The organism is Shimia sp. SK013 (assembly GCF_001292625.1).
Lineage (GTDB): Bacteria > Pseudomonadota > Alphaproteobacteria > Rhodobacterales > Rhodobacteraceae > Shimia.
Genome location: NZ_LAJH01000012.1, coordinates 423,155 through 447,634 on the forward strand (window position 1 = coordinate 423,155; position 24,480 = coordinate 447,634).

Annotated in this window: 23 protein-coding genes; 9 read left to right on the forward strand and 14 right to left on the reverse strand. The window is 56.7% G+C overall.

What is annotated here, in order from left to right:
* Window positions 1–36 precede the first annotated feature (36 nt).
* Complete coding sequence (locus SHIM_RS11765) at window positions 37–666, reverse strand: pyridoxamine 5'-phosphate oxidase family protein (protein WP_054002827.1); 630 nt, start codon at window positions 664–666, stop codon at window positions 37–39.
* Between the two features lie 117 nt (window positions 667–783).
* On the opposite strand from SHIM_RS11765, the gene SHIM_RS11770 reads away from it, so the two are divergent.
* Complete coding sequence (locus SHIM_RS11770; RefSeq protein WP_054002828.1) at window positions 784–1,683, forward strand: LysR family transcriptional regulator; 900 nt, start codon at window positions 784–786, stop codon at window positions 1,681–1,683.
* 137 nt (window positions 1,684–1,820) lie between these two features.
* Here SHIM_RS11770 and SHIM_RS11775 read toward each other — a convergent pair whose 3' ends face one another.
* The gene (locus tag SHIM_RS11775; protein WP_054002829.1) at window positions 1,821–2,927 is read right to left on the reverse strand and encodes an alkene reductase; all 1,107 of its coding nucleotides are present in this window, start codon (window positions 2,925–2,927) and stop codon (window positions 1,821–1,823) included.
* Between the two features lie 99 nt (window positions 2,928–3,026).
* On the opposite strand from SHIM_RS11775, the gene SHIM_RS11780 reads away from it, so the two are divergent.
* Complete coding sequence (locus SHIM_RS11780) at window positions 3,027–3,944, forward strand: LysR family transcriptional regulator (protein ID WP_054002830.1); 918 nt, start codon at window positions 3,027–3,029, stop codon at window positions 3,942–3,944.
* A 330-nt stretch (window positions 3,945–4,274) separates the two neighbouring features.
* On the opposite strand, the gene SHIM_RS11785 is transcribed toward SHIM_RS11780, so the two are convergent.
* From SHIM_RS11785 to SHIM_RS11795, 3 genes are all read right to left on the reverse strand, one after another.
* Window positions 4,275–4,784 carry an anthrone oxygenase family protein gene (locus SHIM_RS11785; RefSeq protein WP_054002831.1) on the reverse strand — a complete coding sequence of 170 codons (510 nt, stop codon included), beginning with the start codon at window positions 4,782–4,784 and terminating at the stop codon, window positions 4,275–4,277.
* Window positions 4,785–4,846: 62 nt separating this feature from the next.
* Window positions 4,847–5,254, reverse strand: coding sequence for a DUF4345 domain-containing protein (locus SHIM_RS11790; RefSeq protein ID WP_054002832.1), 408 nt, complete (start codon window positions 5,252–5,254; stop codon window positions 4,847–4,849).
* A gap of 29 nt (window positions 5,255–5,283) precedes the next feature.
* On the reverse strand, window positions 5,284–6,111 hold the full coding sequence (locus tag SHIM_RS11795; RefSeq protein WP_054002833.1) for an NmrA family NAD(P)-binding protein: 828 nt from the start codon (window positions 6,109–6,111) through the stop codon (window positions 5,284–5,286).
* A 179-nt stretch (window positions 6,112–6,290) separates the two neighbouring features.
* Between SHIM_RS11795 and SHIM_RS11800 the strand changes: the two genes are divergently transcribed.
* A complete protein-coding gene (locus SHIM_RS11800) occupies window positions 6,291–7,334 on the forward strand; it encodes an AraC family transcriptional regulator (RefSeq protein ID WP_241488850.1) in 1,044 nt (347 codons plus the stop codon).
* 511 nt (window positions 7,335–7,845) lie between these two features.
* Here the strand turns inward: SHIM_RS11800 and deoD are convergent.
* The 3 genes from deoD to SHIM_RS11815 all read right to left on the reverse strand — a co-directional run bounded on the left by deoD (window position 7,846) and on the right by SHIM_RS11815 (window position 11,173).
* Complete coding sequence (gene deoD / locus SHIM_RS11805; RefSeq protein ID WP_054002835.1) at window positions 7,846–8,550, reverse strand: purine-nucleoside phosphorylase; 705 nt, start codon at window positions 8,548–8,550, stop codon at window positions 7,846–7,848.
* Between the two features lie 135 nt (window positions 8,551–8,685).
* Window positions 8,686–9,006 carry an H-NS histone family protein gene (locus tag SHIM_RS11810; protein ID WP_054002836.1) on the reverse strand — a complete coding sequence of 107 codons (321 nt, stop codon included), beginning with the start codon at window positions 9,004–9,006 and terminating at the stop codon, window positions 8,686–8,688.
* Window positions 9,007–9,193: 187 nt separating this feature from the next.
* Entirely contained in the window at window positions 9,194–11,173 is a 1,980-nt protein-coding gene (locus SHIM_RS11815) for a protein meaA (RefSeq protein WP_054002837.1), read from the reverse strand.
* A 195-nt stretch (window positions 11,174–11,368) separates the two neighbouring features.
* Between SHIM_RS11815 and SHIM_RS11820 the strand changes: the two genes are divergently transcribed.
* The 6 genes from SHIM_RS11820 to SHIM_RS11845 all read left to right on the forward strand — a co-directional run bounded on the left by SHIM_RS11820 (window position 11,369) and on the right by SHIM_RS11845 (window position 18,510).
* Window positions 11,369–12,730, forward strand: coding sequence for a 1-acyl-sn-glycerol-3-phosphate acyltransferase (locus tag SHIM_RS11820; RefSeq protein WP_054002838.1), 1,362 nt, complete (start codon window positions 11,369–11,371; stop codon window positions 12,728–12,730).
* A 148-nt stretch (window positions 12,731–12,878) separates the two neighbouring features.
* Complete coding sequence (gene ccrA, locus SHIM_RS11825) at window positions 12,879–14,165, forward strand: crotonyl-CoA carboxylase/reductase (protein WP_054002963.1); 1,287 nt, start codon at window positions 12,879–12,881, stop codon at window positions 14,163–14,165.
* Between the two features lie 162 nt (window positions 14,166–14,327).
* Window positions 14,328–15,902 (forward strand): DUF1254 domain-containing protein, encoded by a 1,575-nt coding sequence (locus tag SHIM_RS11830; protein WP_054002839.1) that lies wholly within the window; start codon window positions 14,328–14,330, stop codon window positions 15,900–15,902.
* Window positions 15,903–16,032: 130 nt separating this feature from the next.
* Entirely contained in the window at window positions 16,033–17,565 is a 1,533-nt protein-coding gene (locus SHIM_RS11835; protein ID WP_054002840.1) for an ATP-dependent DNA helicase, read from the forward strand.
* Complete coding sequence (locus SHIM_RS11840) at window positions 17,562–18,290, forward strand: SDR family oxidoreductase (RefSeq protein ID WP_054002841.1); 729 nt, start codon at window positions 17,562–17,564, stop codon at window positions 18,288–18,290. The genes SHIM_RS11835 and SHIM_RS11840 overlap by 4 nt, the downstream gene beginning before the upstream one ends.
* A 1-nt stretch (window position 18,291) precedes the next feature.
* A complete protein-coding gene (locus SHIM_RS11845) occupies window positions 18,292–18,510 on the forward strand; it encodes a DUF6500 family protein (protein WP_054002842.1) in 219 nt (72 codons plus the stop codon).
* Window positions 18,511–18,521: 11 nt separating this feature from the next.
* On the opposite strand, the gene SHIM_RS11850 is transcribed toward SHIM_RS11845, so the two are convergent.
* The 6 genes from SHIM_RS11850 to SHIM_RS11875 form a co-directional block, all read right to left on the reverse strand.
* Entirely contained in the window at window positions 18,522–19,286 is a 765-nt protein-coding gene (locus tag SHIM_RS11850) for a TIGR02186 family protein (RefSeq protein ID WP_054002843.1), read from the reverse strand.
* Window positions 19,286–20,200, reverse strand: coding sequence for a sulfite exporter TauE/SafE family protein (locus tag SHIM_RS11855; RefSeq protein WP_054002964.1), 915 nt, complete (start codon window positions 20,198–20,200; stop codon window positions 19,286–19,288). Before SHIM_RS11855 ends, SHIM_RS11850 begins: the two co-directional genes overlap by 1 nt.
* A gap of 180 nt (window positions 20,201–20,380) precedes the next feature.
* The gene (locus SHIM_RS11860) at window positions 20,381–21,391 is read right to left on the reverse strand and encodes an ABC transporter permease (protein ID WP_054002844.1); all 1,011 of its coding nucleotides are present in this window, start codon (window positions 21,389–21,391) and stop codon (window positions 20,381–20,383) included.
* A complete protein-coding gene (locus SHIM_RS11865; protein WP_054002845.1) occupies window positions 21,391–22,485 on the reverse strand; it encodes an ABC transporter permease in 1,095 nt (364 codons plus the stop codon). Before SHIM_RS11865 ends, SHIM_RS11860 begins: the two co-directional genes overlap by 1 nt.
* Complete coding sequence (locus SHIM_RS11870) at window positions 22,478–24,055, reverse strand: ABC transporter ATP-binding protein (protein WP_054002846.1); 1,578 nt, start codon at window positions 24,053–24,055, stop codon at window positions 22,478–22,480. The genes SHIM_RS11865 and SHIM_RS11870 overlap by 8 nt, the downstream gene beginning before the upstream one ends.
* Window positions 24,052–24,408, reverse strand: coding sequence for a hypothetical protein (locus SHIM_RS11875; RefSeq protein ID WP_054002847.1), 357 nt, complete (start codon window positions 24,406–24,408; stop codon window positions 24,052–24,054). The genes SHIM_RS11870 and SHIM_RS11875 overlap by 4 nt, the downstream gene beginning before the upstream one ends.
* Between the last annotated feature and the right edge of the window lie 72 nt (window positions 24,409–24,480).

A 24,480-nucleotide genomic window follows, 5' to 3' on the forward strand; every position in this document is an offset into this window, starting at 1 on the left:
CCTTTTTTTGAGGGGGGGGTGAATGTGAGGCGCTGATCAGTCGTTCAGACCAAGCGCAGTTCTTAGTTCCTCGTTCTCTGATTTCAGACGCGAATGTTCGGTGCGTATGGTTTCAAGTTGCGGTTCCAGCTCCTCCAGGGTCATCCGCTGCGGGATGTGTTGTGGGCAGTTCCAATCAAGCGCCTCAATCGTTATGACCACAGCGCGTTCTGGTCGCCCGCGATAGGACGTGTCCTGAAGTTGGGCTATCAGTTCCGGATTTTCGGTTGCCGCGGTCAGCTTTGCGCGGCCCCAAACCTTGAGCCTTCGCCGATTTGGGTAGTCCATCAAGATCATTGAGACGCGATCATTTTGCGCAAGATTGCCTGCGCTCAGATACTGGCGGTTTCCCCGAAAATCAGCATAGGCAATCGTTTGATCATCCAGCACCTTAAGGAACCCCGCAGGTCCGCCGCGAAACTGCACATAAGGCCATCCAGAGTCTGAAACCGTGGCTTGGTAAAAGCCATCCCTTCCGGTAATAAACTCTGCTTCAGCGGGGCCGATCCGATCACCACGCTCAGCGTCCGGATGAAGAAATTTGGAATACCCTTGCGCCGAACCGTTCTGTGTCTGCAGGGCAAGAACGGCAGGTGTAAAACTAATTTCTGCGAATGCGCGTGGCATGGGATGTTCCTGTTCGTTTGTGAGGCTGTCACTCGTTGGACAAGAGTTAGTCTATTCCTTGAATTTGCATAATACTTGTATTAGTAAATTGATTATTCAATATTATGGAATAATCAATTGGACAAACTACGATCCATTCAGGTGTTTATTGCGGTGGCTGACTGCCAAGGTTTCGCACCTGCTGCGCGCCGGCTGGGCATGTCCCCGCCCGCAGTCACGCGATACATCTCGATGCTAGAGGAACATCTTGGGGCCCGTCTGTTTATGCGTACGACCCGCTCAATCGGGCTCACAGATGTAGGCAAAAGGTTTCTGGCTGATGGACGGCGGATCCTACTTGAATTGGAAGAGGCAGAGAACGCGGCTGTTGGGTCACATTCTGAACCGCGAGGCGCGTTGAGCATTACGGCCCCGGTTCTGTTTGGCCGCATGTTCGTAACACCTGCGCTTGGCGAGTTCCTCAACACATACGCGCATGTTGACGCCCGAACGGTGTACGTGGATCGCGTCGTGAATTTGATTGATGAAGGACTGGATGTTGGCATCCGAATTGGAGAGTTGCCGGATTCTTCGCTCACTGCGGTGCGCTGCGGCAAAGTTCGGCAGGTTGTTTTTGCGGCACCCGAATACATCGAAAAACATGGGCTGCCGACGCATCCGGAGAACCTGAAAGATCACGCTCTTATTCAGTCTGTGGCGGCTGCGGGGTCTCACGCGTGGGATTTTCAAATCAGCGGTGCGCGGAGTTCGGTTCACGTTAAACCACGCGTGCAGATGAACACAAACGATGCCGCAATAGAAATGGCGCTGCGGGGATGGGGCCTATCGAGAGCGCTATCTTATCAAGTTTCTCCGTTCATTGAAGCAGGGCAATTGAAACCAGTGCTAGAAGAATTCGAATTGCCATCGATGCCAATCCATGTCGTCCATCAAGAAGGCCGCATGGTCAGCGGCAAAGTCAGAGCATTTGTTGACTTCATGGTAGAGCGCCTTCGGACAGATAAGCACATCAATTAAGGGTGCTGTGCGGCCCAGCCCAAAAGGCGGAACTCCAGTCTAATCGGCCCCGGCAACGTTCAGATGTGAGATCGCAGTGGATCGCAAGTGCCACTTGAAATGTTTGGGCCGGATCAAAACATCCGGCCCAAATTTGATCATTGGCCTGCAGGTGTGAGACGACCCCCATTCGGGTAGTCGATGTACCCGTCTGCGCCGCCGCTGTAGAAGGTCTCTGGTTTCGGTTCAGACAGGGCGATACCGTTGGCGAAACGCTCTGCAAGGTCCGGGTTAGCGATGAATGGCACCCCGAATGCGACTGCATCAGCGCGCCCGGTTTCGACAACATCTGCTCCGGTTTTCTGGGTCAGAGAGCCATTGAGGATCATAAACCCATCATAAACATCCCGTAGTGCCGGGGCGACAGAAGGCAATCCAGCAACCATCGGACTTCCGCTATCGAGCGCCGGTTCCAGCACATGCAGGTAGGCCAATTCTCTTTTTGAAAGCTGTCGCGCTGCAAATGAAAAAATTGCTTCTGGATTGCTGTCGCTGATTCCGAAAACAGCGTTTGTCGGTGAAAATCGAACGCCTATCTTGCCTGCGCCAATCTCGGCCACAACCGCGTCGACAACTTCCAATAAAAATCTGCTGCGGTTCTTCAGCGATCCGCCATAGTCATCGTCGCGTTTGTTCGTTCCATCGCGCAGAAAAGCATCAATCAAAAAATTGTTGGCGGCATGAAGTTCAACGCCGTCCAGACCAGCATCAATGGCACGGCGTGCAGCAGAGGCAAACTCTGCGACCGCCTCGTCGATCTGATCCACAGACATCGCTTCCGGAGTATCGAAGGCCGTCGGGATGCCCTCGCTGTTGGGCAATTCGCCCTCTGCAGCGATTTCAGAGGGAGCAAGGGCCCTCTGCCCGCCTATGCTTTCAGACAGGACTGCACGGCCCATGTGCCATATCTGAAGGAAGATGCGTCCGCCTCGGTCATGCACTGCATCCGCGACGGATGCCCATCCCGCTTGCTGCGCGTCTGTGTAAATGCCGGGCGCACCCGGCCAGCCATCACCACGCGGCGAAACTGCCGTGGCTTCCGAGATAATAAGCCCAGCACTGGCGCGCTGCGCGTAATAGGTCGCCATCATTTCGTTGGGAACCCCAGAGGCACCAGCGCGCGCGCGTGTCATTGGGGCCATGAAAATCCGGTTGTTAAGGCGGTAGTCACCCACTTGGATGGGATCGAAGAGATTTTTGGTCATTGATCTGTGCTCCGTTGTTTGATCTTCGCCCTATATTGTTGTTTCTGTTTGAATGCGGTATCCGCCCAATAATCAAAACACTATTACTAGGTGGTAATAATGAACTCGGACGGGTTGAGTGAATTTCTAGCAGTTTCGCGCGCCGGTACGTTTACCGGGGCAGCAAGCGCATTGAACGTTTCTGTGGCACATGTCAGCCGTCAAGTTGGACGACTTGAGGCACGGCTGGAAACCAAGCTGTTTCAGCGCAGCACGCGATCCGTTCGGCTAACGACTGCAGGTGAACAGCTTCGAAAAAGCTCTGAAAAGATATCAGACGATCTTGAAAAGGCATTTCAGGAGGTATCAAATACCCAACGCAAATTGGAGGGTCGCCTGCGGATCGCTTCCATGTCAGGTTCCTTTGCGGATCAGGTTGTCGGCCCCGCCTTGAACCAGATGGCCGCACAACATCCCGACATCGAGATTGAAGTCGACTTTAACCCCCGGCAAGTCGACATTCTAAGTGAAGGGTACGATTTTGCGATCAGGGCTGGCCCGATGCAAAGCAGTGGTCTGATCGCAAAACCCTTAACCTCCCGGACAAGGGTCGCGGCGGTCTCACCGAATTACCTCAAAGCCCACGGTGTTCCTCGGCACCCTAGGGATCTGAAGGACCATCAGTGCCTTATGACGAACTCTAAGTTTTGGCGGTTTTCTGAGAATAAGAAGCAACTGGATGTAATGGTTCGTGGACGGTTAAGTCTGAACGCGGGCCCGGCGATTTTAGACGCATGCATGCGTGATCTCGGTGTTGCCTATATGGCGCTTGCGGGATTTGGCGACACATTTGTAACCGGCGCAGTCGTTCCGGTTCTTCAGAATTTTTGGCATAGTGATCGATCAATCCATCTGGTGCGCCCCGATCGCAGATTTTCACCGCGTCGGGTCGATGTGGCAATCTCGCATCTGGAAACAATTGCCAAGAGAGTGGAGGCAAAGGAACGCGCCGAATTGGAAGCGATCAGATCACATTGATGTCAGAAAAGTGCTGAGCTGCTGAAATTCAGGGTGCGTGCCGAACTTGAACCACTCAAATGCCGTTACCGGAGAAAAGCGGCACTACTCAATCGCATGGCCAACCTGCGTGCCTACCCGTATATACCTTACCCGATCTAAGGTCTGCTGATGACTTACATCAGTGATATTTCAAAGGGGCATTGATTGTCCGAGCGACGACTTCCGTATGCGATTATGCTCTTAGCCTGTCATAATGTAATCGGACATATCAGAACTCCTTTCTCTTCCGCGAATTGGTCCTGTTTGTCTGGCGAACCGGCCACCACATCTGAGGCGACCGATCCAAGATTAGGCGAGGCGCATCTGCACTTGCGTCAACCAGATAAGCCCAATGAGCACCTGTGCGGCCGAAACCGCGCAAGCGACGGTACGTATCGTGTTCCACATGGTCCAGCGCGGCAAATAGGTGTTGGTCCAATAATCCTTGGTCGTATCGGATGTCAGATCCATGCCGGCCAACGCTTCGTTCATCGGCACGTTGAAGAACACCGTGACCGCGAAACAACCCAGAAGATAGACGGCTGCGCCGATCAGGATGAGCGTTCCCGGACCGCCAGCCAGGTTCGTCACGCTATAGATCACAACGAAAACTGAGACGGCAGCCATGCCGAGGAAGAGGGCCATGAAAATCCAACGAAATACTTCGCGGTTAATCACTTGCATTGCTTCTATTCCACCAACGCCGCCGGTATAGGCAAGAGAGCGCATGATGAAATCTGAGAATGCCAGGAACACGCCGCCGATAAGAGCGTAGGCGACGATAGAGACTTGTAGAACAACGAAGATAAAGGGGGACATAGGGACTACTCCTTATGGATTTGGACAGCGGCGTGCTGGAAGGTGCGCGCTGTATATGAGGATCAGATTGTTGCGACGGTGCGCCCCATCCGACGGCGGAAGGCAACGATGCACAGACCTGCGATGGCGATTTCCAGCACCAGTGCGCCGATGATGCCGCCCGATGGGACCCCGTCGACCGCAAGACCGACCAGCCGACCCATTGGAAAGGCAAGGAAAACGATCAGTGTCGCCGCGACTGCCAATTGGGCCATCGCAGAGCGCCAGATGCCGACAAGCATCAGAGCGCCTAGTGTCAAAAGGCCTGCTGCCGGGGCGCGAAGCTCGCTGAGCAAATTTGGATCATCGCTAAGTGTGATACCGTAGCTGGCATAAAAGGCGTGGGGCGCGACCATGATGAAGCCGCCAATGCCGACGGCGGTCAGGCCAGAGATGCCGAGCGTGATTTTTTCTAAGAGTGTTAAAGACATGAGACATTCTTTCTATTTTTGGATTTCGGTTAGGCGGCAGTGCTCCACGCCCCCAGAGTGGCCGCAGCAGCCGCAAATTGAGCAAAGTCGCGAGGTTTGCGCCCAAGTGCACGTTCGACGCCGTCGTTGGAGTGTGCATTGCGCCCATCGAGTGTTTCGCGCGCGATTGCGGTGAAGACGTCGGCGACGAAATCATCACCGGACGCGGCCACATTGGCGTGAAAATCCTCAAACGTTATGGGGATGTGCTGGATCGTCCGACCGGTGGCTTGCGTCAGCACGCCGGCCATCTCGGCGAACGTCATCAGGCGCGGGCCAGTGACTTCATACAGTTCACCAATGTGCCCCTTTTCTGTCAGCGCCGCGACGGCGACATCCGCAATATCGTCAATGTCGATGATTGGCTCTGCGATGTCGCCACCGGGCATTGGAAGTATACCGCCGAGGATCGGATCGCGCAGATAGCCTTCGCTGAAGTTCTGCGCGAACCAGGCGGACCGCACGAGGGTAAACGGAATGCCAGAGTGGCGTACAACGTCCTCTCCGAGGCGGGCATGATGCTCACCGCGACCCGACAGCAGAACGAGATGCTGAAGCCCGCTGGCGGCAGCAACCTTGGTGAAGGCTTCGAGTTTCTCGACCGCTCCGGGGAAGGCGAGGTCAGGAAAGTATGTGACGTAGGCTTTGGCGACGCCACTCAATGCTGGTGCCCAGGTGGCGGGATTTTCCCAGTCGAATGGCGTGGACGAACCGCGCGAGCCGCGGCGCACGTCAACGCCTTTGTCTTCCAGCTTGGCCGCAACACGCGCGCCGGTTTTACCGGTTGCGCCGACGACGAGAATGGGTTGGGTGGTCATGGTTTTCTCCTTGGGTGAGTTTCTGTGACCAAGGAATAGGCCACGCGGAGGCCTCAGATATTGACCGAGAATGCCAAGGATTTGACCGCGCTCGCCAAAAACGCGTCAACGGGTGGTTCAGCAGCTCCGGTGTCAAAACAGTCAGAGGTGCTCTGTGACTTTTTGAAGAACCGCGGATAATGTCTCTGTATGTACGATGTCGGTTTACGGAAATCCTTCTGAATATGCCTTATGTGACCTCCCTTTTTGCGCGTAAGATGGTCGCCGCCGCCGGAACCGCGATTGATCCTAAGGCGACGCTGGCGCCCGTTGGCATTGATCATGACGCGCCTTGGGATCCAAAACACATGATCCCCGCCGTCGCCTACTATGACATGCTTGAGGCGATGGCCGAGGTGGTCGACGTGACAGAGCTGCCCGTGCATGTCGGCGCGTCGATGAGGTGTGACGACTACGGCGCACTTGGCCTCGCGTGGAAGGCCGCACCCACGCTTTACGGGTCTTGTTCGCGGATCGAACGCTATGCGCGGCTCTGGACGGACGTAGTAACTTATGAGCTGCGCGAGCATCCGCGCGGCACGCTCTTTGTCCTGCACCGCGCAGGCGAGAGACGATTGGGGCTGCGCCTTTCCAATGAAGCAACGCTGGCAAGTGCTGTCTCGCTAAGCCGCGAGGTGTGCCCTGTGCCGTTTGCCCCAGTTGAGGTCTTTGCGCAGCACAACGGGCCGAAGTCCAAAGCATTTCACGAGGAGTGGTTTGGCTGCCCCGTGACTTTTGACGCCGACTTTGATGCCGTCCTCATATCGCGGCAAGCGATGGAGCGTCCGAACAAACTCGGCGACGAAGGCATCTCACGCTATTTGACGCTCCACCTCGACGCAGAACTTGCAGATTTCCAAAGTGCGCCGCCCCTTGTTGCCGAAGCCAAAGACGCCATTGCGCAAGCCTTGAACGAAGGTGGCCCGCGTATGGCGGATGTTGCAAAGGGCTTAGGGCTTAGCGCGCGTTCGTTTCATCGCAGGCTTTCTGAACATGGGCTGAGTTTCCAGACTTTGACCGAGGAAACGCGCCGCGAATTGGCCGAAGGCCTTCTTCGCGACGCGCAATACTCGCTTATCGATATTGCCTTCCTCACTGGATTCTCCGAGCAAAGCTCTTTCACACGGGCTTTCAAGCGATGGTTGGGCGTAACACCCGCAAGCTATCGCAAGTCAAATTCATAGGGTGCCTACAGTTCCCGATTGTCCTGAGCAAAGCGCGGTCTGAATCAGCCATTCGAAACCAGCAAGCAATGACCGCTTCCGTGACGTGGGCTGTAGCAAAGCGAAAAACACGCCGCATGTGCAAAGCGATGCTGCGTCAGCGAAGGCGAAGAATTTAAGGTCGGCTTGGTCCGCGTCTGTGAATTCGACCGCTGATCCTTGCTGCGGTCTGCTTGAATGGCCGCATTTCACGCTGCGCGGCGGCACCAGATCTTACGCTCACGCAGCATTTCTTGCGCTGCGAGTGCGCGCAGCAAGATTTTGGCACTTCCGGTGTGGGCTCAAACTGAGAGTTGGCCGCGGTTAGCCCAATGTCCGCTTTTGAGATTGCCGGGTCCAACACCAAATGCGGTGATGCGAAAAACAAGCGCCTGCGCCGGTAAACGGGGCGGGCGCTGTTGTATCAGGATGCGTCAGGCTCGTCTCCGGTAGGAGATGAGCCATGCCCAACCGAAGGGCGGGAGCGCGCTGTTTAAGCGAAAGCAGCCTCGAGCGCGATTTCAACCATGTCGCCAAAGCTCTTTTCACGGTCCTCGGACGGCAAGGCCTCACCAGTCAGAAGGTGGTCGGAAATGGTCAGCACTGCGAGACCACGCACGCCGTGACGGGACGCGAGGTTGTAAAGCTCAGCGGCTTCCATCTCGACGCCCAAAATGCCGTGGCGCACCATCTGTTCGTTCAGGTCGGGACGTTCGTCATAAAACACGTCCGAGCTGTAGATGCCGCCCACGTGCGTTGGCGTGCCCTTGGCAGTCGCTGCATCCGCAGCGGCGCGCAGCAGGCCGTAGTCGGCACAAGGGGCAAAGTTAAGCTCTTTGAAAATACCACGTGAGGGTGTCGACAGGGTCGAGGCGGTCATCGCGATGACCACATCGCGCACGTTTACATGTTTTTGCATGCCACCTGCTGAGCCGATGCGGATCAGGGTTTTCGCGCCGAAGTCTTTGATCAGTTCGTTCACATAGATCGACAGCGACGGCATTCCCATGCCGGAGCCGTGGATAGTGACGCGGTTGCCTTTGTAGGTGCCGGTGAACCCCAACATGCCGCGCACTTCGTTTACGCAGACGGCATCCTCAAGAAAATTCTCCGCAGCCCACCGCGCCCGATAAGGGTCGCCTGGCAAAAGAACGGTTTCCGCGATGTCGCCGGGTTTGGCGCCAATATGCACTGTCATGGGTCGACCCCTTTTTTTGACGTTTTATCCAGAGTGATCAGATGCCGCAAACCGCCTGCTGTGTTCAAGCCCTAATTCGGCAAGAGACTTGCAGGAAGTCAGGCGTAAACGGGTCACGCGACGCCAAACGCGGTATCAGAGCTCCATCTGATCTGGGGCCACGCCCGCGGCCAGCGCTTCGTCAAACCATTTGGGTTTGCGACCTTTGCCGGTCCAGGTGCGGGTCTTGTCTTTGGGGTCGGCGTATTTTGGTACACCTTTGTTCAACGAGCCACGGCGCTTGCCAAGGCCGGTCGCCGCGGCCAGATCGGCCAAGGAGTATCCGAACTTTTCTGCAGCGTCTTCAACGGCTTTAAGCGCGTCTTTGCGACGATCCGCTTCGCGCCTTTTTAATTCGACGTCGATTTCCGCCATCATCAATTGCAATTCTTCGTAGGATTTTTTGCTCAAATTCATGCTAATACTGTCCTTCTAATTGACGTCACGTCCATTACGGCGATTCCGCTTGGAAGGTACAAGCAGTTATTTGTGTCAGTTTCACTAGGAAACCCGCAGTTTTCTCATGGTGTCTGAATATGAGAGGCCTCGCAACGATCAGATTGCAAGGCCTCTAGAAATACCAATTTGGATTTGGGAAACAGGCCTATTCGGCGGCGGCTGATTTTGGATCTGCCAGTGTCACGATATCGGTCATGATCGTATTGAGTTCAAAATCCTTTGGCGTATAGACACGCGCCACGCCCATCGCCCGCAGACGGTCCGCGTCTTCGTCGGGGATGATGCCGCCAACGATCACCGGCCTGTCACCGAGTCCGGCATCGCGCATGCGGTGCATCAAATCCTCGATCAGCGGGATGTGCGAGCCGGACAAGATGGAAAGACCAACCACATGCGCGTCGTCTTCCAGTGCGGTGGCCACGATTTCATCGGGCGTGAGGCGGATGCCGTCGTAGGTGATGTCCATACCACAGTCGCGGGCCCGGAACGCGATTTGTTCGGCGCCGTTGGAATGGCCATCAAGGCCCGGTTTGCCGATCACGAATTTCAGCCGGCGACCAAGTTTGTCGGAGACGGTGTCCACCGCCGCGCGCAATTCATCCAGGCCTTCGGTTTTGTTGGAGGGTGCGCCGGAAACCCCTGTGGGGCCGCGGTATTCCCCGTGAACTGTGCGCATCTGGGCGGCCCATTCGCCGGTGGTGACACCAGCCTTAGCTGCTGCAATAGAAGCAGGCATGACGTTGTCGCCATTGGCCGCAGCCGCCCGCAGATCGGCGAGGGCTTTTTCTACGGCGTCGGTGTCGCGTGTGGACCGCCACGCATTTAGCCGAGAGATCTGTTCCTGCTCAACCGCGGGATCGACAACCATAATGCCGCCGTCGCCGGTCATCAAAGGCGAGGGTTCGCCTTTCTGGAATTTGTTGACGCCAACGACGACGGTTTCGCCCGCTTCGATGCGGCCAAGGCGATCGGCATTGCTGTCCACAAGGCGGGACTTCATATAGTCGATTGCGCCAATAGCGCCGCCCATGCTTTCCAAATTGGACAATTCATGGCGGGCGCCGTCCTTTAGGGCTTCGACCTTGGCGTCTACGGCTGGATTTCCGTCAAATAGATCGTCAAATTCCAGCAGGTCGGTTTCAAAGGCCATGATTTGCTGCATGCGCATCGACCACTGTTGATCCCAAGGGCGCGGCAGGCCAAGCGCTTCGTTCCACGCAGGCAATTGCACCGCGCGCGCGCGGGCTTTTTTGGAAAGGGTTACTGCAAGCATTTCAATCAGGATGCGGTAAACGTTATTTTCCGGCTGTTGTTCGGTCAGGCCAAGCGAATTGACTTGCACCCCATACCGGAAGCGGCGGAATTTCGGGTTTTCTACGCCATAGCGGGTTTCGAGAATTTCATCCCACAAATCAACAAAGGCGCGCATTTTGCACATCTCGGTGACAAATCGAATACCGGCATTCACAAAGAAGGAAATACGACCAGCAAGCGCGGGGAAGTCTTCGGCTGGCACGCGCGGCTTGAGCGCGTCCAGCACGGCGATGGCGGTGGCCAGCGCAAAGGCCAGTTCCTGCTCTGGCGTCGCGCCTGCCTCTTGCAGGTGGTAGGAACAGACGTTCATCGGGTTCCATTTGGGCACGTTGGTGTAACAGTACTCGGCCACGTCCGCGATCATTTTGAGGCTGGGTTCCGGCGGGCAGATGTAGGTTCCGCGGCTGAGGTATTCCTTGATCAGGTCGTTTTGTACTGTGCCCTGAAGTTTGGTGACATCGGCGCCCTGTTCTTCGGCAGCAGCGATATAAAGAGAGAGCAACCAAGGCGCGGTGGCGTTGATTGTCATCGAGGTGTTCATCTGCTCAAGCGGGATCTGGTCAAACAGGGCGCGCATGTCGCCCAGATGGCCGACCGGAACGCCGACTTTGCCAACTTCGCCGCGCGACAGAATGTGATCGCTGTCGTAACCGGTCTGTGTGGGCAGATCGAATGCCACCGAAAGGCCGGTTTGGCCCTTTTCCAGATTGGCGCGGTAAAGAGCATTGGACGCGGTGGCCGTGGAGTGGCCAGCATAAGTGCGGATCAACCACGGACGGTCCTTGGTGCGGTCTTGCTGCGTCTGCGACATCTGGGGCCTCCTGAATCACTGTGAAGAACACGGCGGGCAATATTGTTGCGTGAGAACCTAGTTGCGCGAAATTTCATATGCAAGCGAATTTGCTGCGATGCGGCGTGATGAGACGTGGGGTCGTGCCCGCGCACGTACGCCGACCAAGCGAGATTTCCTGTTTACTGCGCGTGCGAAGCGTTGCAAGGGTGAGCCATGACGCAGACTGTCGAATTACCTATCTGGCTGTTTATCCTGATCATGCTGTTTGCGGCAGTCACGGCGGCCAGCCACTTTTTGTTTCCATCCGTTCGCTGGTTTTTCCGTCGTCGAATGGAGAAGGCCGTGGCGCGGCTCAACGAGCGGTTGGAGCGGCCAATTGAGCCGTTCAAGCTGGCGCGGCGTTACGACATGATCCAGCGGTTGATTTACCAGCCAGATGTGGCGCAGGCGGTGACCGAACATGCGGCAGAAACCGGGGTGCCGGAGAACGTCGCCTTTGAAGAGGCCAAGCGATATGCGCGCGAGATTGTGCCGTCGTTTTCGGCGTCGGCCTATTTCGGATTTGCCATCCGTTTGGCGCGGTTTCTGAGCCGGGCGTTGTATCGTGTGCGGCTGGTGCATTTTGATGAGGACGGGATCAACGCCATCCCAAAAGACGCAACGGTGGTCTTTGTGATGAACCACCGCAGCAACATGGATTACGTTCTGGTGACCTATCTGGCGGCGCAGCGATCGGCGCTGGCTTATGCGGTTGGGGAATGGGCGCGAGTATGGCCGCTGAGCCGGTTGATCAAGGCGATGGGGGCCTACTTTATCCGGCGTAAATCGCGCAACGCGCTGTATCGTAAGGTTCTGGCGGCATATGTGCGGCTTGCCACGCAAGGCGGTGTGTCGCAAGCCATGTTCCCCGAAGGCGGGTTGAGTTTGGATGGCGCGCCGCAGCAACCGAAGTTGGGATTGCTCAAATACATCACCGACACGTATGAGCCCGGCGGGCGGGACGTTGTGTTTGTGCCGGTGGCGCTGAACTATGACCGCGTGCTTGAGGACCGGATCCTGATCAACGCTCAGGCCAGCGGCGGGCGGCGTTTTGACGCCAAGATCAGCGTGGTTGCGGGTTTCTTTTTTAAACAGATCTGGCTGCGTATCCGCGGCAAATATCACAAGTTCGGATATGCGGCGGTAAGCTTTGGCACCCCGCTTTCGCTGTCGGAGTTCAGCAACACCTATGAGGGCGAATTGGCTAAGCCGCTTGCCCGCGAATTGATGGAACGGATCAATGGTGTGGTGCCGGTGCTGCCAGCGCCGATGGTGGCTGCGATTATCCTAGCCAGCGACGCGCCGATTAGCCGGAGCGCGATTGAGACGGCCTATGACGGCTGGATGCAAAAGCTGGCCCGTGAGCACATTCATTTGCCGCGGGGCGATCTGAGTTATGCGACCGAGGCGGGGTTGCGCATTTTGGAAGAACGCCGCGTCATTCTGCGCCACAACGGTACATTTGAAGCCAACCCTGAACGGCGTGATATACTTTCTTTTTATGCCAATTCCATTGCACATCTGCTGAAGGAATAGTGCAAGTGCAGCATTGATTGCTGCAGCTGCTGGGTTATAAAGTTTCAAAAACACGGCAAGCGTAGTTGCAATATTACCCATCCATCGATATTTCATGGGGGGACAGCGCGATTCTGCATCGCGGCAACATCAACAGATGGAGGCACTCATGGCTCTGGATACCGAAAGCGCAATTGCGTCTTATGACGCTCCTAAAAAAGACCTCTATGAAGTGGGTGAAATTCCACCGATGGGATATGTGCCTAAGCAGATGTATGCATGGGCAATTCGGCGTGAGCGTCAGGGCGAACCTGATAAGGCAATGCTGCAAGAAGTTGTAGACGTGCCAACACTGGACAGTCACGAAGTGCTGGTTCTGGTGATGGCAGCGGGTGTGAACTACAACGGTGTTTGGGCCGGTCTGGGCGTGCCTGTTTCCATGTTTGATGTGCACAAGCAGCCATATCACATTGCAGGATCTGACGCGGCGGGCATCGTTTGGGCCGTCGGCGACAAGGTCAAGCGCTGGAAAGTTGGCGACGAAGTTGTGATTCACTGCAATCAGGATGACGGCGACGACGAAGAGTGCAACGGCGGCGATCCGATGTATTCCGAAAGCCAGCGCATCTGGGGTTATGAAACACCTGATGGGTCGTTCTCGCAGTTCACACGTGTTCAGGCGCAGCAATTGATGCCGCGTCCCAAGCACCTGACCTGGGAAGAGAGCGCCTGTTATACGCTGACACTGGCAACTGCTTATCGGATGCTGTTCGGCCACCACCCGCACGAGCTTAAGCCGGGTCAGAACGTTCTGGTTTGGGGCGCGTCCGGGGGGTTGGGTTCTTATGCGATCCAGCTGATTAATGCGGCAGGCGGCAACGCAATTGGCGTGATTTCGGATGAGGACAAACGGCAGTTTGTAATGGATCTTGGCGCCAAGGGTGTTCTGAACCGCAAAGATTTTGACTGCTGGGGTCAACTGCCCACTGTGAACACGCCGGAGTATGCCGAATGGTTCAAAGAAACACGTAAATTCGGCAAAGCCATTTGGGACATCACCGGTAAAGGCAACAATGTCGATATCGTGTTTGAACACCCCGGTGAGGCGACGTTCCCTGTATCGTCTTTTGTTTGCAAAAAGGGTGGCATGGTTGTGATTTGCGCCGGTACGTCCGGTTTCAACTGTACGTTTGATGTGCGTTACATGTGGATGCACCAGAAGCGTTTGCAGGGCAGCCACTTTGCCCACCTCAAGCAGGCGGCATCCGCCAACAAGCTGATGGTTGAGCGTCGTCTGGACCCGTGTATGTCCGAAGTTTTCCCTTGGGCAGAGCTGCCTGACGCACACATGAAAATGCTGCGCAACGAGCACAAGCCGGGCAACATGTCGGTGCTGGTGCAGGCGCCAAAGACTGGCCTGCGTACTTTGGAAGAGGTGCTTGAAGCAGGTAAGTAAGACTTACAATTTGATAAAACGGTTTCCCCGTTTTCGACTTACCCCGGGCCGCAAGGCTCGGGGTTTTTTGATTTTTGGGCGTGTCCGCGTTAGCGTGAGGTATTGGACCAGCTGAATTGACTTTGAACATACCGAAACTGAACACCAGCATTGGATTGCCTCATGCATCTATTTGGAAAGCTAAGCATTAAACTGATTGGATTCGCCTGCGTTGCTGTCATGGCCGCCGGCACTGTGAACGCAGAAGAAACCGTTCCCGGATACAACACCCCCATACCTGAAGACATAATGACGCCTGACGTTGTTGAAACACGCATCGGCACATTGCGATTTGATGACGGGCGTCCGACGCCCGAAACAAGTGCGTTGATGTGGGACACTTTGGATTTCATGCGCGGCGTCGAGGTTTTTCTGAACTTTATTCCGGCAACGTCCATCGAAGGCATTCGACGTGGGCACGTGGAAATGGGCATTGAAACGTCAAACCAAGTCATGGTTTTTGACAAATTAATGGATTCCAATCCGCTGTTTCTGACGGGGAACACGGACACAATTTACGGCATGACCATGCTGGATCTTGAAAGAGACGGCGCTACGGTGATTGAAATTCCGAAAGGGCAGGGACCGGCGACGGTCAACGACGCTTATTTCCGGTTTGTCGCGGATATGGGCGTTCCGGGATTGGATAAAGGCGAAGGGGGCAAGTACCTGATTTTGCCGCCGGAATACGAAGGCGAGCTTGATCCGCCAGAAGGAGGCTATGAGGCCCAAGTGGACGGCGAGACCTATTTCGTGTCGAAATCGACCAGTTACGTCAATTGGTTCATCGCACGGGGATTTCTTGTGGATGGCAAGACTGACACAGCCGTCGCGGCCTATAAGACGGGGTTGCGCATCTATCCTTTGGCCCAAAAAGACAACCCACCTGAAATGGAGTTCATCAGCGGGTCCGAGCAGGTATTCAACACGATCCATGCCAACACATTTGAGTTTTATCACGAACTCGACGAAGTGATACAGCGGGAACCGACCAGTATGCTGGACCCAGAACTGCGCGGACTTGCCGCGTCTATTGGGATCGAAAAGGGCAAACCATTCGCACCCGATGAGCGCATGAGCGAAATACTTCGGGAAGCTGTGGCGGTTGGCAACGCAACCGCGCGGTCGATTTGGTTGAAACCGCGGGATCCAGACGCTTACCTGTATGAGAACAGCGGTTGGTATACGGCATTTGTCGGTGGCAGCTATCAGTGGCTCAAGAATGACGGTGATGGCGGGCGGTATGCGGACGCACGGACCATGTTCTTTTATATGGCGACCGTGAACACGCCTGCGATGGTTTTGAAAATTCCGGGTGTTGGATCGCAATATGCATTGAACGCGACGGATTCGGATGGGGTGTTTCTGAACGGGTCGGGTAATTATAAATTGGAAATTCCGGCGAATGTGCCAGCCAAAGATTTCTGGTCTGTGGTTGTATATGACCCGCAAACGCGGTCCGAATTACAAACCAGCCAACCGTATCCGTCCAAAAACAACAAGCGCGACCCGATTGTGGAGAATGCGGATGGATCCGTAACGCTTTACTTCGGACCGGAGGCACCGGAAGGCCAAGAGGCTAACTGGGTGCAAACCATCCCGGAAAAAGGGTGGTTTGTGCTGCTCCGGCTTTATGGCCCGCTTGATGAATGGTTTGATCGGACGTGGCAGCCGGGAGAGTTCGAACGGCTTGAGTGACCCAAGTTTGTCGATCTGAGAGTGCAGGTCGGAAAAACGCAAAGGGGGCGGGGAAACAGTGTTTGCCCGCCCTTGCCAAAAGCCGCGAAACCGGCTGGCCCCCATCCGCCGCCCAATATAGGGTCGCGCCATGAGCAGCACACCCGTTACATTCAGCCACGATCAGGCCGAGGCCTTTGACAATATCTCCACCTTACTCAAGGGGCTTGGGGTGGATTTGGACGATGGCATTTTGACGCCAGCCTCTGAGGGCAAAACCGCGATTGCGGCGGTGACCGGCAAGGCTGGGTCGGGCAAAACCTTGTTGTTGGCCGAGATGGTCAAAGCGCTGGAAGCGGCGGGCGTGGACATCGTTTCCGGTGATTATGAGGGTAAAAAGCGCAAAGATCGCAGGACCTTGGCGATTTTGGCGCCCACCAACAAAGCGGCGAGTGTTTTGCGGATGCGCGGCGTGCCGGCGACGACCATTCACCGGATTATTTATACGCCGGTTTATGATCCGGAATACGAAAAGATTGCGGAATGGCTCGCGGAAAATGGCGAGCGGCCCGAGATTGAGGGGCTGACGGATGAGGCGCTGGATCGTGCAGCGGCATTTTATCAACTGCACAAATCCATCCCCGGAGCGCTGGCGGCGGCCGGGCTGCGGGGCAGTGATTTCATTACCGGCTGGAAGCGGCGGGATGATCCGTTGGACATCGGATTTATCGACGAAAGCTCGATGCTGGATGACAAGCAGTTTGACGACCTGAAAGAGATTTTCAGCACGCTGGTGCTGTTTGGTGATCCGGCGCAGTTGGCACCTGTGAACCAGTCGGGCACGATGGTGTTTGATAAATTGCCGGCGCCGGCGGTGTATAATCTTGAGCGTATCCACCGACAGGAGGCCGACAATCCGATCCTTGATCTGGCGCATGCGCTGGCTGATCCGGAGCTGTCGTTTCAGGATTTTGAGCGCATGGTCGAGGATGTGTCACGCAAGGATGACAGGGTAATTCTTGCGCAACGGGTTGAGGTTGACCTGATGGCGCGCTCGCCGGTTTTGGTGTGGCGCAATGCGACACGCATCCGGCTGATCGAGGCGTTCCGGCGGGTGCATCATGCGCCTGAGGACGAACTTTTGGCGGGCGAGCCGTTGATTTGTGATGGCATTGAGTTGCCCGCGAAGCACCGTAAGAAGCGGCTGGATCTGGAGGCGCGCGGGCTGATCAAAGGTGCGCAGGTTGTGTACCTCGGGCCCGGACGAAAACCGGGATTTTCACGTTTGCATGTGATGGGGGCGGAAGACCCTCGGGTGTCTGCAGCCTCGATCGTAAAGATTGAAAAGCCGGACGAGGAAGAGCCGTTTATTCCGTTTGCGGCCCGTATGGGAGCGACGTTTTTGCACGGCGCTGCGGTGACGATCCACAAGGCGCAGGGCAGCCAGTGGGAGAACGTGCAGGTGTTTGCGCCGGACCTGTTTGTGGCGGCGCGGATGAACCGGATCGAAGCGGGGCAGCCATTGTGGAAACGGCTGGCTTATGTGGCGATCACGCGGGCGAGTGAGCGGCTTTATTGGGTTGTCAGGAACCGGTTGGCCAAGCCGACCTATGATTTGCAGGTCGATGATCTGGCGGTGGCGCCGGTGCCGTTGACGTTGGAAGTGCAGGAGGATGCGCCATGAAAAGAATTATCATCACAGGGGCAAGTCAGGGAATTGGCCGCACGACGGCTGAGGTGTTTCTGGATGCGGGCTGGCGTGTGGGTCTGTTGGCGCGAAGTGCGGAGAGGCTGGCGGCGGTGGCCGAGGGACGCGATGGCGCGGTGGTGCTTGAGGCTGATGTGAATGACGCGGCTGCGATGGCGGCGGCGTTTGCACGGTTTGTCGACACGGCGGGACGGCTGGACGCGCTGTTTAACAACGCGGGGCTGTTTGGGCCTGCGGGAACCATAGACGAGGTGCCGCTGGCGGGATTTGACGAGGTCATGTCCGTCAATGTGCGCGGCATGTTTGTGGCCGCACAGTTGGCGTTCAAACAGATGCGCACCCAAAGCCCAGCGGGGGGACGGATCATCAACAATGGCAGCCTATCGGCGCATGTGCCGCGCGAAGGATCGGTCTGTTACACAATGAGCAAACATGCCATCACAGGCTTGACGCGTACGCTGTCGCTGGACGGCCGGCCTTATGACATCGCGTGCGGGCAGATCGATATTGGCAATGCCGCTACGGATATGGTGGCGGGTTTGAATGATGCTTTGGTGGCTGAGGGCAAAGACCCTATTGCCACGATGGACGTGGCGGATGCGGCGAAATCGGTACTGCATATGGCGGAGTTGCCATTGGCCTCCAACGTGCAGTTCATGACGGTGATGGCGACCAAAATGCCTTTTATCGGGCGCGGTTAGAATGCGGGAAAGTTTGCGCGCGAAAGCAATCGAGGTTTGTGACCGAAAGATTGCCGCCAAGGGAGAAACGGTTGGGCTGTCGTTTTATGCGTTTTTCGCTAACAAAAATGACAACCCCGATTTGCTTTGGGAAGCTGCACATTGGTGGATAAAGGTTCACGCGCTTGATCATTTCGAGAAAGCTGTGAAAATCCGCGCGATGATTGCCGCCGGGCACTAGGACCGAAAGGCTTAGGTGCGGCGGAAAAGTTGAAACACCGCCGAGGCGAGCCAACCTGCGGCAATGGCAATCGCCAAAGACATGAGGCCATACCAAAGCGGTTTTTGACGGGACAGGTCATAGAGCCAGCGTTCCAGCCCCACTTTGTTGACGTTGATCACGGTTTCAAATTGCGACACCACGTTGCCGCCGCGGGTCAGGAAAATCCGCGTGGGATAATTTCCTTCGGTCAGGTTTGCGGGCATCTGGATGGTTGTGCGAAACAGGGTTTGTTCGTCAAACCGCACCGCGCCGTCGAGCTTTTGATAAAGGCCCTCGTTCTGGCGGATGCGGATCACGGCCTCGGTGAAATCTTGCGGGTTGGCGACATCCATCGGCGCGCCAACAGAACGGATCGCCAGCGGGATGGAGACTTTGTGGCGTTGATCTTCGACGTTGGAGAGCGCCTCGGAGAAGGGCACTGAGGTGGCCACGGCATAAAAACTTGGCGCGGTGTCGACCTCAATGGCGTCGGTATTGACCCAGATGCCAAACCGGCGCTCTTTACGGCGCACAGTGATCGGACCCGTAGGGCCGGAGACTGCGATCACCACTTGCAGCGGCGGCGTTTCCTGAATGGCGGTTTCGCGTTTGACGGCGCCAAACAGCAAGATTTCTTTGCCGTTGAACGTGGCGGTGATGGCGACTTTGTCTTGGCTGAGGCCGAGCACAACCTCTTCGGCGCGGGCTGGAAGTGTCGCAAGGGTCAGCAAAAGGAGCAGGCTGCGCAGTAACATCAGTGGCCTCCTGGCGCGCCGAGCGAAAACAGCTCGGTGGGTTGCAGCAAGAGATCAAGCGCCAGTTTGGCACAGACGACGATCACCAGAAGTGCCAGAAGGATGCGGAGTTGTTCTGCTTTGAGGTAGGTGCCGAGGCGGGTGCCGATCTGTGCGCCAATCACGCCGCCGACCAGCAAAAGCACGGCCAGCGCGATATCCACCGTGAAGTTTGTGGTGGCGTGCAAGAGCGTGGTAAACGCGGTGACAAAGATGATCTGGAAAAGCGAGGTGCCCACCACAACTTTGGTCGGCATACCCAGCAGATAGATCATCGCGGGCACCATGATAAAGCCGCCGCCAACACCCATGATAGCGGACAGGATACCGACAAAGACGCCGACGATAATTGGCGGGATCACGGAGATATACAGGCCAGACACGCGAAAGCGCATCTTGAACGGCAGGCCGTGGATCCAGTTGTGTTTCTTACGTGTGGGCGGGACGTTGTTGCGCGACTTGCGCAGGGCGTTCAGGCTTTCGACAAACATCAACGAGCCGATCACGCCAAGAAAGACCACGTAGCAGAGTTTGACCAGCAGATCGACTTGGCCCATCGATTTCAGGTAATTGAAGACCACCACGCCAAACGCGGCCCCTATCAGGCCGCCAACAAGCAGCACTGTGCCCATCTTGAAGTCTACGTTGCGTCGCCTGACATGTGCGAGCACGCCAGAAAAAGACGAGGCCACGATCTGGTTGGCTTCGGTGGCCACGGCCACTGCGGGAGGGATGCCTATAAAGAACAGGATTGGCGTCATCAGAAAGCCGCCACCCACACCGAACATACCTGACAAAATGCCCACCAAGCCGCCCATGCCCAAGAGCAAAAAAGCGTTCACAGAGACTTCGGCGATGGGAAGGTAGATCTGCATAGTTTTTGATAGCGTCAGCAGGCGGCCTTTTGCAACCACGGTGGACAGAGAAAACCCCACAGGACAGATCTTTGGGGTCAATCTGGACTTATTTGAGCGTCTCAGAGCTTGGTCAGATGAAAAAAGCCCCGCCAGCAGTGATGCGGGCAGGGCTTTGTCGTGAAACCTTGTTGGGCGCGGTTAGCGTTCCTTGATGTAGGGCTCGGCGCTGGCTTTCGGCGGGATAGCTTTGCCGATGAAACCCGCGAGGATCACCACGGTCAGGATGTAGGGCAGGGCGCCCAGCAGCTGAATCTGGACCTCAAAGCCGGTCAGGTTTGTGATGATGTCAGGACGCAGTTCCAGCGCTTGGAACAATCCAAAGAGCAGGCAGGACCAAAGCGCATAGACCGGACGCCATTTGGCAAAGATCAACGCGGCGAGGGCGATAAAGCCACGACCGGCGGTCATGTCTTTGACAAATCCGGCCTGAAGCGCCGTGGACAGATACGCACCAGCAATGCCGCACAGCACGCCGCAGATCAGCACCGCGCTGTAGCGCAGCCAGACCACGGACACGCCAGCGGTGTCCACAGCGGCAGGGTTTTCACCCACGGCGCGCAGACGCAGGCCAAAGCGGGTGCGAAACAGCAACCACCACGTCAGAGGCACCGTCAGCAGCGCAAGATACACCAGGATCGAGTGGCCCGAGATCAGTTCCGAGTAGAACTGTTGCAGGGGGCCTGCTTCGGCGATCATCCGGCTGAGCGGGCGGCCTGCGGCTTCGGCGTCTGATGGGCCGATGGCGAAGGGCAACTCGATTGGTCCAAAACGTGCAGAGCCGGTCAGGGACGGGGTGCGCCCGCCTTGTTTGAACCAGCTTTGCGCGACAAGAACGGTCATACCAGCGGCCAAAAAGTTGATCGCCACGCCGGAAATCAGCTGATTTCCTCGGAAGGTGATCGAGGCCAGACCGTGTACTGTTGCCAGCGCCACGGAAGCGCCGATGCCTGCGAGCATACCAACCCAGGCGTTGCCTGAATAATAGGCCGCAGCGGCGGAGAAGAATGCCGCCGCCAGCATTTTGCCCTCAAGCCCGATATCAACAACGCCGGAGCGTTCCGAATAGAGACCGGCAAGGCAGGCCAGCAGCAGCGGTGTCGCAAGTCGGACAGAGGTGTCCAGAACCTGAAGCAGTGTCAGAAAGTCCATCAGGTGTTCCTCCGGCGCATCGCGATGAAGATTTTTTCAACCGGCTCGCGCACCATATTGTCCAAAGCTCCGGTGAAGAGGATCACCAGCGCCTGAATAACCACGATCAATTCGCGTGGGATCGACGTCCAGAGCGCCAGTTCGGCGCCGCCCTGGTAGAGGAAGCCAAACAGGATTGCTGCGAGGAACACACCGAACGGGTGGTTGCGGCCCATCAAGGCCACAGCGATGCCGATAAAGCCGGCCCCTTCGGTGGAGTTCAGGATCAGGCGTTCGGTTTCGCCCATGGTGGTGTTGACGGACATCATGCCTGCAAGGCCGCCGGAGATCAGCATGGCAACCACGGTGATTTTGACCGGACTGATGCCAGCGTATTTGGCACCGGTTTCGGATTGGCCAAAGGCACGGATTTCATAGCCCAGACGGGTGCGCCAGATCAGCACCCAGACAAACACACAAGCGGCCAGCGCAAGGAAGAACGTCACGTTGGCAGGTGCGCCGCGGAACATCGGGGTTTCGGCGGTTGAGAACATGTCCTGAAACGAGGGCAGGTGAGTGGCGGCGGCGAACTTGGCCGAGGCCGGATCCATCGCACCCACGGGGCGCAGCAGTTCCACCAGAACATAGTTCAGGAGCGCGGCCGCGATAAAGTTGAACATGATCGTGGTGATCACGATGTGGCTGCCGCGTTTTGCCTGAAGGTAAGCCGGAATCAGCGCCCAGAGCGCGCCAAAGCAGGCGGCCCCAACAGAGGCGCCGAGGATGGCAAGCGACCAGTGCGGCCAAGGCACGTAGAGGCACACAAGCGCCACGCCAAGGCCGCCAATCATCGCCTGACCTTCTCCGCCGATGTTGAACAGTCGCGCGTGGAAAGCCACGGATACGGCAAGGCCAGTGAACAGGAAGTTTGTGGCGTAGTAGAGCGTGTATCCCCAGCCGGACGAGCGCATCAATGCGCCATCGATCATCAACTTGAGTGCTTCGATCGGGCTTTCACCGATGGCCAGAATGACCAAAGCAGAGAAAAACGCAGCCAAAAACAGGGAGATGAGCGGGATCAGGACGATGTCGGCCCATTTAGGCATCTTATCCATCGTTGAGAGCCTCCTCAGAAGCGCCATCACCGGAATCGGCTACGGCGGAGGTGTCAGTAATACCGGCCATCAGGAGGCCGAGTTCGCGTTCGTTGGTCTGAGCGGGGTCACGCTCACCCATGATATGGCCGTCAAACATCACCGCAACGCGGTCTGACAACGACATGATCTCTTCCAGTTCCACCGAGACAAGCAGAATGGCTTTGCCCTGATCGCGCAGTTTGACGATTTGCTCGTGGATGAATTCGATGGCTCCAATGTCGACGCCGCGTGTCGGCTGGCCGATCAGCAGGAGGTCAGGATTGCGTTCGATTTCGCGCGCCAGAACAATTTTCTGCTGGTTGCCGCCGGAGAAGTTTTTGGCCGCAAGCTTGGGATTGGGCGGACGCACGTCAAAGCGGTCCATCTTTTCCTGCGCTTCGGCCTGAATTCCTGCGTTGTCCATCAGGATGCCGTTTTGGATCGCGGGGTCGCGGTGATAGCCGAACACGGTGTTTTCCCAAGCGGAATACTCCATGATCAGGCCTTCCCGCTGGCGGTCTTCGGGGACGTGGCTGATGCCCGCGGCACGGCGGGCTTGCCCGTCGGCACCGTGTCCGGTCAAAGGGATCTCGGCGCCGTTCACTTCGATCACGCCTGTGCCATGTGCAAAGCCACCGAGCACTTCGAGCAGCTCGGACTGACCGTTGCCGGCCACACCCGCGATGCCAAGGATTTCTCCGGCGCGGACGTGAAGGTCGATGCCTTTGACACGCTCGACGCCCTTTTCATCAATTACCCGCAAGCCTTTGATATCGAGAACAGTTTCTTTAGGCGTCGCCGCAACTTTGTCGACACGCAAAAGCACTTTGCGGCCCACCATTAGTTCGGCCAGTTCTTCGGGCGAGGTGTCGGCGGTTTTCACGGTGGCGGTCATTTCGCCACGGCGCATCACCGAAACCGTGTCGGTTGTGTCCATGATTTCACGCAGTTTGTGCGTGATCAGGACGATGGTTTTGCCTTCTTCACGCAGCCGGTCAAGGATGCGGAACAGCTGATCCGCCTCGGCCGGTGTCAGAACACCGGTGGGCTCATCGAGAATGAGGATTTCAGCCTTGCGATAGAGTGCCTTGAGGATTTCTACGCGCTGCTGATGACCGACGGACAGGTTTTCGATCACCGCGTCGGGGTCGATATTGAGGCCGTATTCCTCGGCAAGGTGTTTCAGCTCTTTGCGGGCTTTGCCCAGCGAGGTGGACAGCATCGCACCGTCTTCGGCACCAAGGATGATGTTTTCCAGAACGGTAAAGTTTTCCACCAGCTTGAAGTGCTGGAAAACCATGCCGATGCCGGCCTTGATGGCGGCTTGGCTGTCGGGGATCAGGGTTTTCTCGCCCTTGATGAAGATCTCGCCAGCGTCAGCTTTGTAAAACCCATAGAGGATCGACATCAGCGTGGACTTGCCCGCGCCGTTTTCGCCGATGATTCCGTGGATCGTGCCGGGCTGGACCGAGATCGAGATGTCCTTGTTGGCCTGAACAGGGCCAAAGGCCTTGGAGATGCCTTTTAATTCAATCGCCGGTGCGGTCATTCAGGTGCTCCGATTCCTGCAAAGCCAACCGCGCGGGAGATCCGGGATTGGTCATCGAGGTCTATGTAATACTGGCCCAATTGCTCGGTGCCGTCCGCCATGCGGAAAGCGACGGTCGCGCGATGCTGCGCTGCGGTCTCACTTTGTGCCACCACCTCGGCTGTCGCACCGGGGGCGAACTGGCTGTACATGCCGACATAATCGATGACCGCTTGGATGTCGGTTATCGGGTCAGGCGTGCGAGGGTCGGCATATGAGATCGACGAGGACAGAGTTTGGCGCAGGTTTGCGCTGCGGGTGTCCGCGTCAGCTTCGCCCCATGCGGCGAAAAAGCTTGCGATCGCGTGTGTCATGACGGGCCTTTTTGAGTGGAAGGGGCCGCGCCGCAGTGGCACGGCCCCAATTTTCGACCCCAGCGAATGGCC